The sequence below is a fragment of the Pseudoalteromonas atlantica genome (assembly GCA_007988745.1).
Taxonomy (GTDB): Bacteria; Pseudomonadota; Gammaproteobacteria; order Enterobacterales; family Alteromonadaceae; genus Pseudoalteromonas; species Pseudoalteromonas atlantica.
The window spans coordinates 46,731-59,790 of sequence record BJUT01000009.1; the positions used below are offsets into that span (position 1 = coordinate 46,731).

A 13,060-nucleotide genomic window follows, 5' to 3' on the forward strand; every position below is an offset into this window, starting at 1 on the left:
TGCGCTTTTGTTAAATCTCAACTTGTAAGTTGTCGATTAATCTAACATTGCCTAAAAAGGCGGCAGCTAAAATAACAAGTTGTGTATCATCAAGTGTAGCAGCTTTTAATGTATCTCGTTGAGCTATCTCAAAATAATCAGGCTTTAAGCCGGCTTGCTCTAAACTAAGCTGTGCGCTTTGCTCAAGTGCTTTATAATCGGTATTGCCTGCTTTGAGCTGCTCAGCGCAACTGTTTAGTGTTTTAAATAATGCGGTAGCCGTGGCTTTTTGCTCTGCAGATAAATAGCCATTTCGCGAGCTCATAGCTAAGCCTGAAACTTCACGCATGGTCGGTACACCAACAATTTCAACCGGAATTGATAAATCGCGTACCATGGTTTTAATCACTTGCAGCTGCTGAAAGTCTTTTTCGCCAAAGCATGCATAATCTGGTTGTACTAAATTAAATAACTTAGTCACTACCGTGGCTACGCCTCTAAAGTGTCCTGGGCGCGTGCCGCCACAATACCCCATAGATACGCCAGGTACATCTACAAAGCTTTGCTCACCAAGCCCATTTGGGTAAATGGTGTCTACGCTTGGGGTAAACACAATATCGGTGTTTAAGTCGGCTAAGCCTTGTTTGTCTTCGTTTAATGTACGCGGGTAGCTATCTAAATCTTCGTTGGCACCAAATTGCATTGGGTTGACAAAAATACTCACAACCACTTTATCGGCCATTGTTTTTGCTTTTTCAACCAATGAAAAGTGGCCGCGGTGTAAGTTGCCCATGGTTGGCACTAAAGCCACGCTTAAACCTGCTTGGCGCCAAGCTTTAATTTGACTACGTAATGATTTAATTTCAGTAATTGACTGCATTATTTAAACTCATGTTCGGCGCTTGGAAATGCGCCACTTTTAACGTCTGTACAATATTTTTTAACTGCATCTGGCATGTTGCCAGTTTCCAGTAAAAAGTTTTTAGAAAATTTAGGAATGTATCCTGCCGAAATACCGACTAAGTCGTGCATTACCAGTATTTGGCCATCCGTTACATTACCTGCGCCAATACCTATGGTAGGAATGGTGACGGCATCGGTAATGCGTTTAGCGAGCGCACTTGGGATACACTCAAGCACTAATAATTGAGCACCTGCGGCTTCTAGGGCTTTTGCATCATCAATCATTTTTTGCGCTTTGTCGTCTTCGCGGCCTTGAATTTTAAAGCCTCCAAATACGTGTACTGATTGCGGCGTTAATCCTAAATGGCCACAAACAGGAATCCCTTGCTGCGTTAAACTTTTAATGCTGTCGTAAAGCCATTCACCGCCCTCAAGTTTTACCATATTAGCGCCTGCACGCATTAACTCTGCTGCATTTTTACAGGTGTCGCTAACATTTGAATAGCTCATAAAGGGCATATCGGCTATTACAAAAAGCTCACGGCTGCCACCGCGTACACAGCGGGTATGATAGGCTATATCTTGATTGGTTACGCCTAGGGTATCGTCGCCACCTTGCAGCACCATGCCCAAAGAGTCGCCAACTAAAATAACGTCCACACCGTTATCATGAAATAACTTAGCAAAACTGGCATCGTAAGCGGTTAATGCGGTGATTTTGTTATTTTCTGCTTTCATTTTATTTAAAGTAGAAACGGTTATTTTAGACATAATATCCTCGCAGGCATAAGCCTTGGTTAATTACAGAGGTAATTGTTGTAAGTCGTTGAGCGGTAAGTCTTGCGCAATGGTTTTTAATGCAATGCCGCTTGGTAAAATCAGTTCTGGGGCAAGCTCAAGTAAAGGGTAAACTACAAACTCACGTTCGCACAGGCCATAATGTGGCACAGTTAAGCGCTGGGTATTAATCACTTGCTGACCAAACAGTAAGGTATCTATATCGAGCGTACGCGGCCCCCAACGTTCGGCTTTTCTTACCCGCCCATGTTCAAGCTCTATGGCTTGAGTTAAATCAAGTAATTGCTCAGGTTCAAGCGCGGTTTTAATACACGCTACGGCATTTACATAGTCGGGTTGATCTTGTGGGCCCATTGGTTTGCTTGCATAGTAATGCGATACACTTATAAATTCACAATGAGGCAGCTTTTTAAGCGCACAAACGGCGTTATCAAGCTGCTCTTTGGGTGAGTTTAGGTTGGCACCTAAACCCAAATATACACACTGCATGCAATTACTCAGCTGGCTTTTTAGTGGTGCGGCGGCGCGGACGTTTACGTGGTTTTGGTCCACCTTGGTGGCCTAGGTTTTTTACCATTTCTTTTTGGCCATTAATATCTAGGCTCAAGTATTGTGTCCACCACTGGGCAAGCTCACTATGTTGGTGCTCACCGGCATCCACTCGTAATAATAAAAAGTCATAAGCGGCTTTAAATCGTGGCTGCTGGGTAAGTCTGTAAGCGCGTTGGCCGGCACGTTTATCTAAACGTTGCTGTATATGCCAAATGTCGCGCGCGCCTAAGGTAAAGCGTTTAGGTACTGCAATATGCTGGGCATTTTCGCTCAGAACTTTATTCATGGCTTGAGCAAAGGCATCAAAGTAAGACAGCTGTTCTTGTTGTTTAATTTTAGTTGTGCGCTCAAGCAGCGGAAACCACATTAAAGCAGCAAATATAAACGCAGGCGTTACTTTTTTATCTGCATTTATGCGTTTATCGGTGTTTTGAAACATTTGCTGAATAAACGCCGCTTCTAAGCCGTCAGGGTTTTTATCTAAAATTTTATCAAGCACCGGAAATAACGACTTAAACAAGCCGTATTGGCGTAGCATTAAATAGTTAGCTTCGGCTTTACCGTTTAAAAACAGCTTTAGAACTTCTTCAAATAAACGCGCTGGCGGTATGTTATCAAGTAGGCTGGCAAGCGCAGTAATTGGCTTTTCGCTTTTTGGCGCTATGCTCATATCAAGCTTAGTTGCAAAGCGCACCGCACGTAGCATACGTACAGGGTCTTCGCGGTAGCGTGTTTCTGGGTCGCCAATTAACTCAATTTGTTTTGCTTGTATGGCCGCTAAGCCATTGGCGTAATCGTATATACAAAAATCGTTAATAGAGTAATACAGCGCGTTGATAGAAAAATCACGGCGCTCGGCGTCTTCTTCAATGCTACCAAACACGTTATCGCGCAGTAACTGCCCGTGCTCGCTTGATTGGCTAATTTGGTTTTTATCTTCTTGCGCTTCGTGGTGCCCGCGCATGGTGGCTACTTCTATAATTTCGCGACCAAAAACAATATGTGCTAAGCGAAAACGACGGCCAATTAGGCGGCAATTTCTAAATAGTTTTTTAACTTGCTCTGGGGTGGCATTGGTAACAACGTCAAAGTCTTTTGGTTGTTGACCTAACAATATATCGCGAATACAACCACCTACAAGGTAAGCGTCGTAACCACCGTCTTTTAAACGGTAAAGTACTTTGATTGCATTTGGGCTAAATTGTTTACGTGAAATACCATGTTCGCCGCGTGTTACAACAACCGGTTCATCACTTGTTTGAGTGCTTTGCACATCGGCATTTGGGCCGATTATTTGCCTGCAAAATTGAAAAAGCTTGGAAATAATAATCTGTCTCCTACAGAAATGATGATTGGCTGGTCATCGCAATCAAAAAGCACATAAATTAGGTATTATAGTGCGGTGCTTTGTATTTATTGTAAATAGCCTCTATTTAGGCGGCTATCATATACCAGCGCGGTATAAAAATTAAGTTGATGGACTGAAATTAAGCCGTTTTTAAGTTTTTTATTTGCTTAAATGCGTAAATTTAGTGCTGTTTGGATGCTGACCTTGCGAAATTTGAATTTCGGGTATGTTTGGCACCGCTGTTAAGCTAAATTCGTTAATAGCCCACACCATTAATTGCTCCACAGACAAATCATTCAATTGGCTATGTACAGGTAAGTTTAAAAATTCAAACGCATCAATAAGCGCGGGCTTTGGGTTGTCTGTGCTAATAGCGGGCGCATAATTTTGTTTAGAGAGTTTAAAACCTGGCTCGGCCACCGCAAGGGGTAAATGTGCGTATTGGGGAATAGGCGCATTAAGCTGTTTAAATAAACTGATTTGCCGTGCTGTAGGCTCGATTAAATCGGCGCCACGTACCACACGATTAATACCTTGCTCTATGTCATCAATAACCACCACTAGTTGGTAGGCAAATAATCCGTCACTGCGCTTTATTATGTAATCTTCATGGGCTAATGCACTATTTACAGTAATATCGCCTTGAATCAAATCGTTAAAATGGCATGTTGGGTGCTGTTGGCTAAGACGAAGTGCGCCTTGCTCTGTTGACAAGTTAAGTGTTTTGCAGTGACCTTGGTAAATGCCACCCATGGCTTTTATTTGTTTGCGAGAACAGCGACAACCATATACACATTGTTGGTGGATCAGCTTATTTGTTACCTCTTGATAAAGAGGTAGGCGCTGGGTTTGATAAACAACGGATTCGTCCCAGTAAAGGCCGTAGGCTTGTAAGGTATTTAGAATATGGGTGTCGGCATTTTTAACCACGCGGGTGGTGTCTATGTCTTCAATGCGCACTAACCATTTACCCTGATTTACTTTAGCATCAAGGTAGCTGCCCACAGCCGCCACAAGCGAGCCAAAGTGAAGTGGCCCAGAAGGAGACGGTGCAAATCGACCGCGATAGTCACGCTTTGGCGTGGTAACGGCTGTAGGAGACATAGTTAACTAATTTTAATTAACCGCGCCCAGCTTGTTTTTCTTTAATTTCTGCAAGGGTTTTACAGTCTACGCATAAATCTGCAGTTGGACGCGCCTCTAAACGACGAATACCAATTTCGATTCCGCATGACTCACAAAAGCCAAAATCATCTTCTTTAATTAAGATAATTGTTTTTTCAATTTTTTTGATCAGTTTACGTTCGCGGTCGCGAGTACGAAGTTCTAAAGAGAACTCTTCTTCTTGCGCAGCGCGGTCAACTGGATCAGGAAAGTTGGCAGCTTCGTCTTGCATATGCGATTTTGTGCGGTCAACTTCATTACGTAAGTCGTTACGCCACGCTTCTAAAATCGCTTTAAAATGAGCACGTTGTGCTTCATTCATATACTCTTCGCCCGGCTTTTCTTGGTATGGTTCTAAACCGGCTTGAGCCAATAAACCATGTCTTTGTTGGTCTGGCATAACTCTCTCCTAAATCCTTAATTTAATGCCTCAGCATTAGCCGGCGGTATAAATAGCAGAATCTTATACCCTAGGCAAATTTATTTTTTAATTAATCGAATTAGCTTCAACCAGTGTGTTGACTAAAAAGGCTCATATTTTGATTTTGATGCTTTATTAATCGTTATTTCGGTATTTAAACTTGCCTAGTTATATGGGCATAAAGTTTAAAAGCAAGTTAAATTTTTTATTTAAAGGCCACTTTCTCACTAAGCGTTACTTCACTAGGCGTAATAGATGCCTTATAAGCGTATACCTCCAAGCCTTTTTTAATCGCGTGCTTTAATAAGTCGCTGTATTTTTTATCTATGTGGCTTGCTGCACTCACCGTATTAATACCTTGGTGTAAAACAGCGAACAGTAATACTGCGCGGTGGCCTTGTTCGATCATTTCTATTAATTCGCGAATGTGTTTTTGCCCACGCACGGTTTGCGCATCCGGAAAGTAGCCTTGCCCACTTTGTGGTGCGGTTTCGCTTAACAAAGTGACTGACTTTACCTCTACATAGCAAGCGGGTTTATTGTCGCCGGTGAGTAAAAAGTCGATACGGCTGTTTTCGCTGCCGTATTTTACTTCACTTTGAAGCTGCTCATAGCCGTTAAGCTCTGTAATAACCTGGTTGTTGATAGCCTCTTCGACCACTTTATTCGCCACGGCGGTATTAACACATATTAACTGCGAGAGGGAGTTTTGAGTGAGCTCTAACGACTGAGGGTATTTTCGTTTACTGTTATCGCTGGTTGAATAAAAAGCGCTAAAGCCAGGCTCTGCGCAACCTGTCATTTTACCGGTGTTGGCGCAGTGGGCGGTAAATTCAGTTCCATCGTTAAGTTGGAGATCGGCTAAAAAGCGTTTATAGCGTTTTAATAACGTGGCGGGCTGTAAAGCTGGGGTGTATTTCATTTAAATTCCAATGCTAAACGCTGCAGATGCGTTGGTTTATGTTATTTATCTCAAGCTGTTGGGAACTTGTACTCACTATAGTAAACTCGGTGGCACATTTAAGTGTAAGGGTATTCTAACATGAGTGAAAAATTTGTTGTTCAACTAAGCGAGCAAGCAGCACCAAGCCATTGGGGCGAAAACGCGGCGTTGTCTTTTAACGAGCAAGGCGCAACGGTTCATTTATCTGAGCAAGAAACATTAAAAAATGTTCAAAAAGCGGCGCGAACAATTGCAAGCCAAGGTGTTAAACAGGTTGAGCTTGCGGGCGATACATGGTGCACAGAAAGCCAATGGGCTTTTTACCAAGGTTTTGTAACACCTAAATCATTACATGGTGTTGAATTTGTTGATAACGCACAATCAGATCTAAACGAGCTGGCGCATTTAAAAGCCTCAGCTACGTGGGCACGAGAAATGGTAAACGGCACAGCGGATGACATTTACCCTGAAAGCCTTGCTGAAAAAGCCGCCGAATTTATTCAATCGTTAGCGCCTGAACACGTAAGCTACCAAATTATTAAAGGCGATGCGTTATTAGAGCAACAGTGGATTGGTATTCATGCTGTGGGCCGTGGCTCTGAGCGTCCACCTGTTTTACTTGAGCTTGATTACAACCCAACAGGCGATGAAAACGCACCGGTAAGCGCTGCGCTTGTAGGTAAAGGTATTACGTTTGACTCTGGTGGTTACTCAATTAAATCTAGCGAAGGTATGCTAGGAATGAAGTGCGACATGGGTGGCGCGGCAACGGTAACAGCGGGTTTAGCACTGGCTATTAACCGCGGTATAGAAAAACGCATTAAGCTGTTTTTATGCTGTGCAGAGAACTTAATTTCGGGCCACGCTTACAAACTAGGTGATATTTTAACCTACAAAAATGGCACAACCGTTGAAATTGTAAACACCGATGCTGAAGGGCGTTTAGTGCTTGCTGATGGTCTAATGGCTGCAGGCGAAACTGGCGCAGAGCTAATTATAGATGCGGCAACACTAACCGGTGCTGCACTCGTTGCTGTAGGTCAAGAGTACAACGCATTATTTGCCCTTGATAAAGAGCTGGTACGCGAAGTAGAAGACTTTGCATCGCAAGAAATGGAAGCTGCATGGCCTCTTCCGCTTGAAAAATGGCACCAGCAAAACTGCCCATCTCCATATGCTGATACGGCAAATAGCCGCGCTCAAAAAGGTGGCGGTTACGGCGGCGCATCAAATGCAGCAGGCTTTTTATCTCGCTTTGTACCAAACGATGGTAAAGGTTGGGTACACATTGATTTAGCTGCAGCATTTAATATGGGTAGCACTAGCCAATGGGCTGCAGGTGCAACTACGCAAGGTATGCGCACAGTGGCACGTACATTGTTAGAAAAAGCTTAATAGTACGTAACTAGGCGTTTAATACATAAAATAGGCACCAATTGGTGCCTATTTTGCTATTTGCAGGCAAGCAATTTATTTTTATTTACGGTAAAATCCTTCGCCAATACCTGTTTGGGTGTTTAATTATTGGCTAAAGTGCCTACACTCAAATGTTATACTCACCACTGGGGTTCTAAACTATGTCAGATAAGTGCTACATCACAGCTCAACAGCTACTTGAAGATTCATTCCGCGTAGCGGCACAAGTTTATAAAGATGGCTTTCGTCCAGACTTTATAATTGGTATTTGGCGAGGTGGTGCACCTATTGGTATTGCTGTGCAAGAATACTACGACTACAAAGGCATTGAGACTGATCACATTGCGGTGCGTACGTCGTCTTATTACGGTATTGGCAAGCAATCTAAAGAAATAAAAGTACACGGCCTACACTACATTGTAGAAAACGCTAATGCTGGTGACTCACTGCTTATTGTTGATGATGTGTTTGATTCTGGCCGCAGTATATTTGCACTAAAAGAAAAGCTTTCTGAGCTTATGCGCTTAAACTTACCACGCGATATTCGTGTGGCATGTCCGTACTATAAGCCTAAAAACTCAAAAGTAGAGATGGTGCCAGATTACTTTATTCATGAGTCAGAAGAGTGGTTAGTGTTCCCGCATGAGTTATCGGGTTTAACGCCAGATGAAATAATTGAAGGTAAATCTGATTTAGTAAATATCCAAGATATTTTATTAGATAAGTAATTGCCTAAGCGTTAAGTAGGAGTTTATTTGCGCGGGGGCGTGTTTGTGTACTCGTTTTAAATAAATTGCTGCTATAGCGCAGTGCTAATAAATACCATAAAAACTAAAAAAGGCCATTACGGCCTTTTTTTGTGTCTGATTTTTTTACAGCTGCGCAAAACTGTCTACATAATCACTTAAACTTTGCGTATCGACCGCTTTTAGCCCATGGGAGCTGCGCTGCACTAAGCCTTTTTCAACAAGTTCGGTAACTACGCGGCGATAAGCTCGCTCAGTGGTTGCAAAGCGCTCTGCTTCGGCGTTAACGGTTGGGTATGCGCGCAGTAGCGTTGGGTTATTGTTCTCGGCTCGTAGTAAGCAGTCTTTAGCTATGTTGTAGCTTAAAGGCAGCAGTAACTTATCTAAATTAATTTTTTGGTTTTCTTGAAACTTAGCCGCAATGGTTTGCGCGGTATATAAGCTCAGCTCTGGCTTTTCGAGTAGTAATGCTCGCCAGTGGCGAAGCTCTATTAAATTATAGGTTACATCGCTAAAACAGGTGACCGTATAAATACATGGGTTATTGTTTAGTGCTTCTATTTCACCAATTAGGGTGTTGTTGCAATCTAATTGGCCTAATAATAGGCGGCGTCCGTTACCTACATCATAACTAAATGAAATAGTACCGCTGCGCACCAGCACAAGTTTACTAAGTGGTTGATCTTGGTGGATCAGCACTTCTTTTTTTGATTGTTGATAGCTACTCCCTGCAAAAGTGAGTAATTGTTCAACAAGGTAACTAGAAAAATGGTATTGAAACATCAATATGCTCTTCGGACAATTGTCCTATTTATTACACCTTAATGACGATATTATTAAGGCTCTAAGAATTTACGCTAACTTGCTACTGTATTTAGCCTTGCTAAGTACGTAATACCTTCATTTCCCGTGCAATGATTTAGGAAGCTATTGGCTACAACCAATATACTTTTTAAGGTTTTTTAAGCAAGTTAGTTTTTTTATTTTATACCAATCTGCCTAATAATTAAGTGATCAATTTTAAGGCTAGGAAAGCGTGTTGATAGCTAGGCAAAAAATAGCTATTTAGTCGTTCTCGGCAATTGCTCCTGCATTGTTCTACCTTCTGCATCCATGCAGTCGTAAATGAGCATTTTTTAACACAGGTAGCGACACGTTTAGCCCCGCAAAATGATTGAGTATTATTGCGCATTGGTATTAAACGTTGTAACACTGACAAGTGCCACACGTTAGCATTAGCGTAATGCTAACCTAAAGGGTAGGAGAGAACAATTGAGTTGGGAATATTTAGGTTATATTGCATCAGCTTTCTTGGTTGCATCGTTAACAATGACCGATGTAGTAAAACTGCGTTGGTATAATATGTTTGGTTGTATTGTATTTACTATTTACGGTGTGGCTATTGGTGCAGTGCCTGTTGCGTTTACTAATGGCTTATTAGCGCTGGTAAATATGTACCATATTGTAAAGCTCTACCGGCAGCCTAAAGTCAAAGAAGCGTGAAGCTAAAAATTCAAAAAAAGGGTTAACATTTAAGTTAACCCTTTTTTGTTTTAAAGCACCGCGTCTAAAACAATGCCATCAGTTCTACGAGTTGGATAAAGTGACTCAACAACAAAGCTTGGGATAAATCCTTTAGCCGATGAGACCACTACTTTAGACTTTGCCCCAATAATACGAGCGTTAACTATTACACCACGATTCGTGTAAGTTAGAGTGCCTGATAAAGTGTATTCAATATGTGGGTAACCTTTAATTTCTTTACCATTACGACTAAACGAGAAATCACCTAACGGGGTTACATGCACAGCGCCTGTGTGTTTGTAATCAACTACCGATAAGCCAAACTCCTGCATTTCAGTAATAAAGCTTTCAGCCAAGTGATTACCAAATATATTTGTGGTTTGTAAATTGTCATCTAAGTTCACAAACGAAGTAATTGCAACAGGCGTCCCACTGTTGATGTAGTTCATATTTTCAATCAGCTTCATTGCTAATTGTTCTGTATAGTTACTTAATAATTTACTGCTGTTAATAGGGCGGTAGTTATTTTCTGGGAACTGCCAGTTATTTACGCGTGGCTGATGAACGTCTGTGTAACGATTATGGCTATTGTGATGGCCAATATTATTATGCGAAGCGTGGCCGTTATAAACTGGGTGAGTAGAGCATGCACTAAGTGATAAAGTAAAAAGAGCCGATAAAGTAAGAGATAGTTTTTTTGAAAACATGTTTTCTTCCTGAAACATAAGAGATTTTTTAAATTCCCTCACTTATCGACACACTTTTTAATTACTTTAGTAAATATCCATAATTACTTTGTTTATTTTTAAGTTTGTATGCTTTATAAGCTATTCTTTTTTAAAGCGTAATTCTCCAGCTACCCAACTCTGTAAAACCTGTGTTTTATAAATCTCATCGACAGGGACTTTAAAGTAGTCTTTGTCTATTAAAATAAAGTCTGCCCATTTTCCGTTTTCTAAGCTGCCTATTTTAAACTCTTGGTGCGCTGCATACGCGCCGCCGAGGGTAAACGCTCTTAAGGCTTGTTCGCGGCTTAGCACTTCGCTTGCGCGCCAGCCGTTCTCAGGCAGCATATTATGATCCATACGGGTAATGGCTGAATACAAGCCATCAAAAGGGTTTGCCAGCTCTACAGGGTAGTCAGAGCCTGCTGCAATCACAGAGCCTTGCTTTAAAAATGTTTGCCATGCATATGCACCTTGTAATTGGTTATCGGTTAAGCGCTGCTGAGCCATATGCATATCTGAGGTGGCATGCACAGGCTGCATAGATGGAATGATTTTAAGTGCTTTAAAACGTGGAATATCATCAGGGGTGACTATTTGCGCGTGTTCAATACGGTTACGCAGTAACATACCGCCTGTTTGCTTAAACACGTTTTGATACGCGTCAAGTACCACTTTATTTGCCTTATCACCAATTGCATGGGTGTTGGCGCTAAAGCCATTTTTAAAGCTTAAAGTAAATAATTCTTCAAGCTTAGCTTGGGTTTCTAGCATTAGGCCGTGGTGGTTTTTTCTATCTGCGTAGTCATCAATTAGCGCAGCCCCGCGCGAGCCTAATGCGCCATCGGCATATACTTTTACACTGCGGATAGACATAAACGATGCAGCATCTTGATAGCGCCCTGCCTTAAGCATGTGCTTTAAATCAGGGCTAGCAGCACTTAGCATAGCGACAATTCTTAGTGGCAAATTACCTTGCTCGCTGCGCTCTTTGTAAACTTCCCAGGTGGTTTTATCAATACCGGCATCGTGAGTAGAGGTAATGCCTAAGCTTAATAAGTGCGCGCCTGCGGCATCTAGCGAGTCGCTTATAGCTTGTTTTGAAGGAGCGCTCATATGCTGGGTAATTAACGACTCGGCCTTATCAACAAAAATACCGGTTGGATTGCCAAATTCATCTTTAATAATCTCGCCGCCGTCAGGGGCTTGAGTGGCTGCGGTAATACCGGCCAGCTCTAAGGCTTTGCTGTTAACCCAAATTGCATGGCTGTCAACGCGCGAAAGTACCACTGGACGGTCATTGACTACTTTGTCTAAGTCTTTGGCGGTAGGAAAGCGCGTGTCGCTCCACAGCTCTTGGTTCCAGCCTCGTCCTAATATCCAGCCTTGTTTATTTTTTGCAAATTGTTCTAGCTTTGTGGTTATTTCAGCGACCGATTTAGCGCCGCGTACATCAAGTTGCGATAAGTTATCGCCAAGGCCAATTACATGCCCGTGAGCGTCAATCAACCCTGGCAGTAACGTATTACCTTTGGCATCAATAAGTGTGGCATCAGGAAAAGTGTTTTTAAGCGTATCATCTCCAGTTTTAACAACTTTACCGTTTTTAATCACTAAAGTAGAAAACGTTTGTATACCACCTTGGTATAAGGGAGTGTAACCATTAGCGTTGTAAATGACCTGCGTTTGCGCAATCGCAGTGCTGCTTACAAATAAGCCGGCAAGCAGTAGTGGGTTAAATAATGTTTTGAGTTGCATAAGTTGGTTATTTTTTATTGTTAGTAAAATAACCCTAGCAAACTCACTTTTAGAATACCAATATGTTGAGGTAGATAGCTTAAAAGCGTAAGGGCTGTTAAAAATTTAGCGCTTACGCTTATAAAAAAGAGTTACTTACTGGCGTATATGCCATATTCCGAAAGGGTAAGTCTGCCGTCTTTATCTTTATCATAACTTGAAAAACGCGACCAAAGGGCGGGATCAATGGCAGTTTCTGAACGGGTTAAAAAGCCATCGTGGTTACGGTCAAACTTTTCAAATTTATCGGCAACTTCTGTACTTTGGCCAAGGCTTACATCGCTAAAAAGGCCCAGCGCAACAAGCGCTAAATAGCTTACGGTCTTCATACTTATACTCAGTAAAGGTTATTGGTTAAATAGTCTTTAAACTCAAGAAGCGAGATTTGTTTGTCTTGGTTTTTATCCCAGCGAGTAAAGGTGCTGAGTAGCTGAGGCTGTGGCTCTAATTCGTCTTCTGTTAAGAAGCCGCTTTTATTGGCATCAAGGTGATCAAAACGTTGTTTAACATCTAACGCAACAGCATTAAAGCTGATCATAGTAATAGCGATAACACTAAAAAAAACACACTTCATGGTTTTCCTTCCAACATACAGTGTTTGTAGATTAATAAAAAAAGCACTTGCCATAATTTAACTTCCCAACATTAAATCCGTTTACACATTCCCTCAGGGATTATGGCAAATGCTTTTGAAACCTACCTTACTAGGTAAAAGCTTAAGTAAAACTTAATTAACTTCAGCTG

Annotated in this window: 15 protein-coding genes; 3 read left to right on the top strand and 12 right to left on the bottom strand. The window is 41.8% G+C overall.

Going from position 1 to position 13,060, the window contains the following annotated elements; all coding sequences use genetic code 11:
* Positions 1-10 precede the first annotated feature (10 nt).
* The 7 genes from panC to sfsA all read right to left on the bottom strand — a co-directional run bounded on the left by panC (position 11) and on the right by sfsA (position 6,087).
* The gene (gene panC, locus PAT01_RS06445) at positions 11-859 is read right to left on the bottom strand and encodes a pantoate--beta-alanine ligase (protein WP_004586087.1); all 849 of its coding nucleotides are present in this window, start codon (positions 857-859) and stop codon (positions 11-13) included.
* On the bottom strand, positions 859-1,653 hold the full coding sequence (gene panB, locus PAT01_RS06450; protein WP_055252800.1) for a 3-methyl-2-oxobutanoate hydroxymethyltransferase: 795 nt from the start codon (positions 1,651-1,653) through the stop codon (positions 859-861). The genes panC and panB overlap by 1 nt, the downstream gene beginning before the upstream one ends.
* Before the next feature lie 30 nt (positions 1,654-1,683).
* Positions 1,684-2,169 carry a 2-amino-4-hydroxy-6-hydroxymethyldihydropteridine diphosphokinase gene (gene folK, locus PAT01_RS06455; RefSeq protein ID WP_029773910.1) on the bottom strand — a complete coding sequence of 162 codons (486 nt, stop codon included), beginning with the start codon at positions 2,167-2,169 and terminating at the stop codon, positions 1,684-1,686.
* 4 nt (positions 2,170-2,173) lie between these two features.
* The gene (gene pcnB / locus PAT01_RS06460) at positions 2,174-3,505 is read right to left on the bottom strand and encodes a polynucleotide adenylyltransferase PcnB (protein WP_004586090.1); all 1,332 of its coding nucleotides are present in this window, start codon (positions 3,503-3,505) and stop codon (positions 2,174-2,176) included.
* Positions 3,506-3,739: 234 nt separating this feature from the next.
* A complete protein-coding gene (gluQRS, locus tag PAT01_RS06465; protein ID WP_138576901.1) occupies positions 3,740-4,684 on the bottom strand; it encodes a tRNA glutamyl-Q(34) synthetase GluQRS in 945 nt (314 codons plus the stop codon).
* A gap of 16 nt (positions 4,685-4,700) precedes the next feature.
* Positions 4,701-5,144: an RNA polymerase-binding protein DksA gene (dksA, locus tag PAT01_RS06470; protein ID WP_004586092.1), complete on the bottom strand. Its 444-nt coding sequence runs from the start codon at positions 5,142-5,144 to the stop codon at positions 4,701-4,703.
* A 226-nt stretch (positions 5,145-5,370) separates the two neighbouring features.
* On the bottom strand, positions 5,371-6,087 hold the full coding sequence (gene sfsA, locus PAT01_RS06475) for a DNA/RNA nuclease SfsA (protein ID WP_138576900.1): 717 nt from the start codon (positions 6,085-6,087) through the stop codon (positions 5,371-5,373).
* A gap of 120 nt (positions 6,088-6,207) precedes the next feature.
* Between sfsA and pepB the strand changes: the two genes are divergently transcribed.
* Both pepB and PAT01_RS06485 read left to right on the top strand, forming a co-directional pair.
* Positions 6,208-7,503 carry an aminopeptidase PepB gene (gene pepB / locus PAT01_RS06480; protein ID WP_054982768.1) on the top strand — a complete coding sequence of 432 codons (1,296 nt, stop codon included), beginning with the start codon at positions 6,208-6,210 and terminating at the stop codon, positions 7,501-7,503.
* 182 nt (positions 7,504-7,685) lie between these two features.
* Complete coding sequence (locus PAT01_RS06485) at positions 7,686-8,252, top strand: phosphoribosyltransferase (RefSeq protein WP_004586095.1); 567 nt, start codon at positions 7,686-7,688, stop codon at positions 8,250-8,252.
* Positions 8,253-8,396: 144 nt separating this feature from the next.
* On the opposite strand, the gene PAT01_RS06490 is transcribed toward PAT01_RS06485, so the two are convergent.
* Positions 8,397-9,053: a Crp/Fnr family transcriptional regulator gene (locus PAT01_RS06490; protein ID WP_004586096.1), complete on the bottom strand. Its 657-nt coding sequence runs from the start codon at positions 9,051-9,053 to the stop codon at positions 8,397-8,399.
* A 489-nt stretch (positions 9,054-9,542) separates the two neighbouring features.
* Between PAT01_RS06490 and PAT01_RS06495 the strand changes: the two genes are divergently transcribed.
* The gene (locus PAT01_RS06495) at positions 9,543-9,773 is read left to right on the top strand and encodes a YgjV family protein (protein WP_096041230.1); all 231 of its coding nucleotides are present in this window, start codon (positions 9,543-9,545) and stop codon (positions 9,771-9,773) included.
* A gap of 50 nt (positions 9,774-9,823) precedes the next feature.
* On the opposite strand, the gene PAT01_RS06500 is transcribed toward PAT01_RS06495, so the two are convergent.
* The 4 genes from PAT01_RS06500 to PAT01_RS06515 form a co-directional block, all read right to left on the bottom strand.
* Positions 9,824-10,501: a FlgO family outer membrane protein gene (locus PAT01_RS06500; RefSeq protein ID WP_004586098.1), complete on the bottom strand. Its 678-nt coding sequence runs from the start codon at positions 10,499-10,501 to the stop codon at positions 9,824-9,826.
* A 120-nt stretch (positions 10,502-10,621) separates the two neighbouring features.
* Positions 10,622-12,277, bottom strand: coding sequence for an amidohydrolase (locus PAT01_RS06505; protein WP_138576898.1), 1,656 nt, complete (start codon positions 12,275-12,277; stop codon positions 10,622-10,624).
* A gap of 131 nt (positions 12,278-12,408) precedes the next feature.
* Complete coding sequence (locus PAT01_RS06510) at positions 12,409-12,645, bottom strand: EF-hand domain-containing protein (RefSeq protein WP_004586100.1); 237 nt, start codon at positions 12,643-12,645, stop codon at positions 12,409-12,411.
* Between the two features lie 8 nt (positions 12,646-12,653).
* Complete coding sequence (locus PAT01_RS06515) at positions 12,654-12,890, bottom strand: EF-hand domain-containing protein (protein WP_024033183.1); 237 nt, start codon at positions 12,888-12,890, stop codon at positions 12,654-12,656.
* Positions 12,891-13,060: the final 170 nt, after the last annotated feature.

What these genes read in the sequence shown, in the direction of transcription:
- panC (WP_004586087.1), bottom strand. Translation starts at nt 859, where the DNA reads ATGCAGTCAATTACTGAAATTAAATCATTACGTAGTCAAATTAAAGCT.
- panB (WP_055252800.1), bottom strand. Translation starts at nt 1,653, where the DNA reads ATGTCTAAAATAACCGTTTCTACTTTAAATAAAATGAAAGCAGAAAAT.
- folK (WP_029773910.1), bottom strand. Translation starts at nt 2,169, where the DNA reads ATGCAGTGTGTATATTTGGGTTTAGGTGCCAACCTAAACTCACCCAAA.
- gluQRS (WP_138576901.1), bottom strand. Translation starts at nt 4,684, where the DNA reads ATGTCTCCTACAGCCGTTACCACGCCAAAGCGTGACTATCGCGGTCGA.
- dksA (WP_004586092.1), bottom strand. Translation starts at nt 5,144, where the DNA reads ATGCCAGACCAACAAAGACATGGTTTATTGGCTCAAGCCGGTTTAGAA.
- sfsA (WP_138576900.1), bottom strand. Translation starts at nt 6,087, where the DNA reads ATGAAATACACCCCAGCTTTACAGCCCGCCACGTTATTAAAACGCTAT.
- pepB (WP_054982768.1), top strand. Translation starts at nt 6,208, where the DNA reads ATGAGTGAAAAATTTGTTGTTCAACTAAGCGAGCAAGCAGCACCAAGC.
- PAT01_RS06485 (WP_004586095.1), top strand. Translation starts at nt 7,686, where the DNA reads ATGTCAGATAAGTGCTACATCACAGCTCAACAGCTACTTGAAGATTCA.
- PAT01_RS06490 (WP_004586096.1), bottom strand. Translation starts at nt 9,053, where the DNA reads ATGTTTCAATACCATTTTTCTAGTTACCTTGTTGAACAATTACTCACT.
- PAT01_RS06500 (WP_004586098.1), bottom strand. Translation starts at nt 10,501, where the DNA reads ATGTTTTCAAAAAAACTATCTCTTACTTTATCGGCTCTTTTTACTTTA.
- PAT01_RS06505 (WP_138576898.1), bottom strand. Translation starts at nt 12,277, where the DNA reads ATGCAACTCAAAACATTATTTAACCCACTACTGCTTGCCGGCTTATTT.
- PAT01_RS06510 (WP_004586100.1), bottom strand. Translation starts at nt 12,645, where the DNA reads ATGAAGACCGTAAGCTATTTAGCGCTTGTTGCGCTGGGCCTTTTTAGC.
- PAT01_RS06515 (WP_024033183.1), bottom strand. Translation starts at nt 12,890, where the DNA reads ATGAAGTGTGTTTTTTTTAGTGTTATCGCTATTACTATGATCAGCTTT.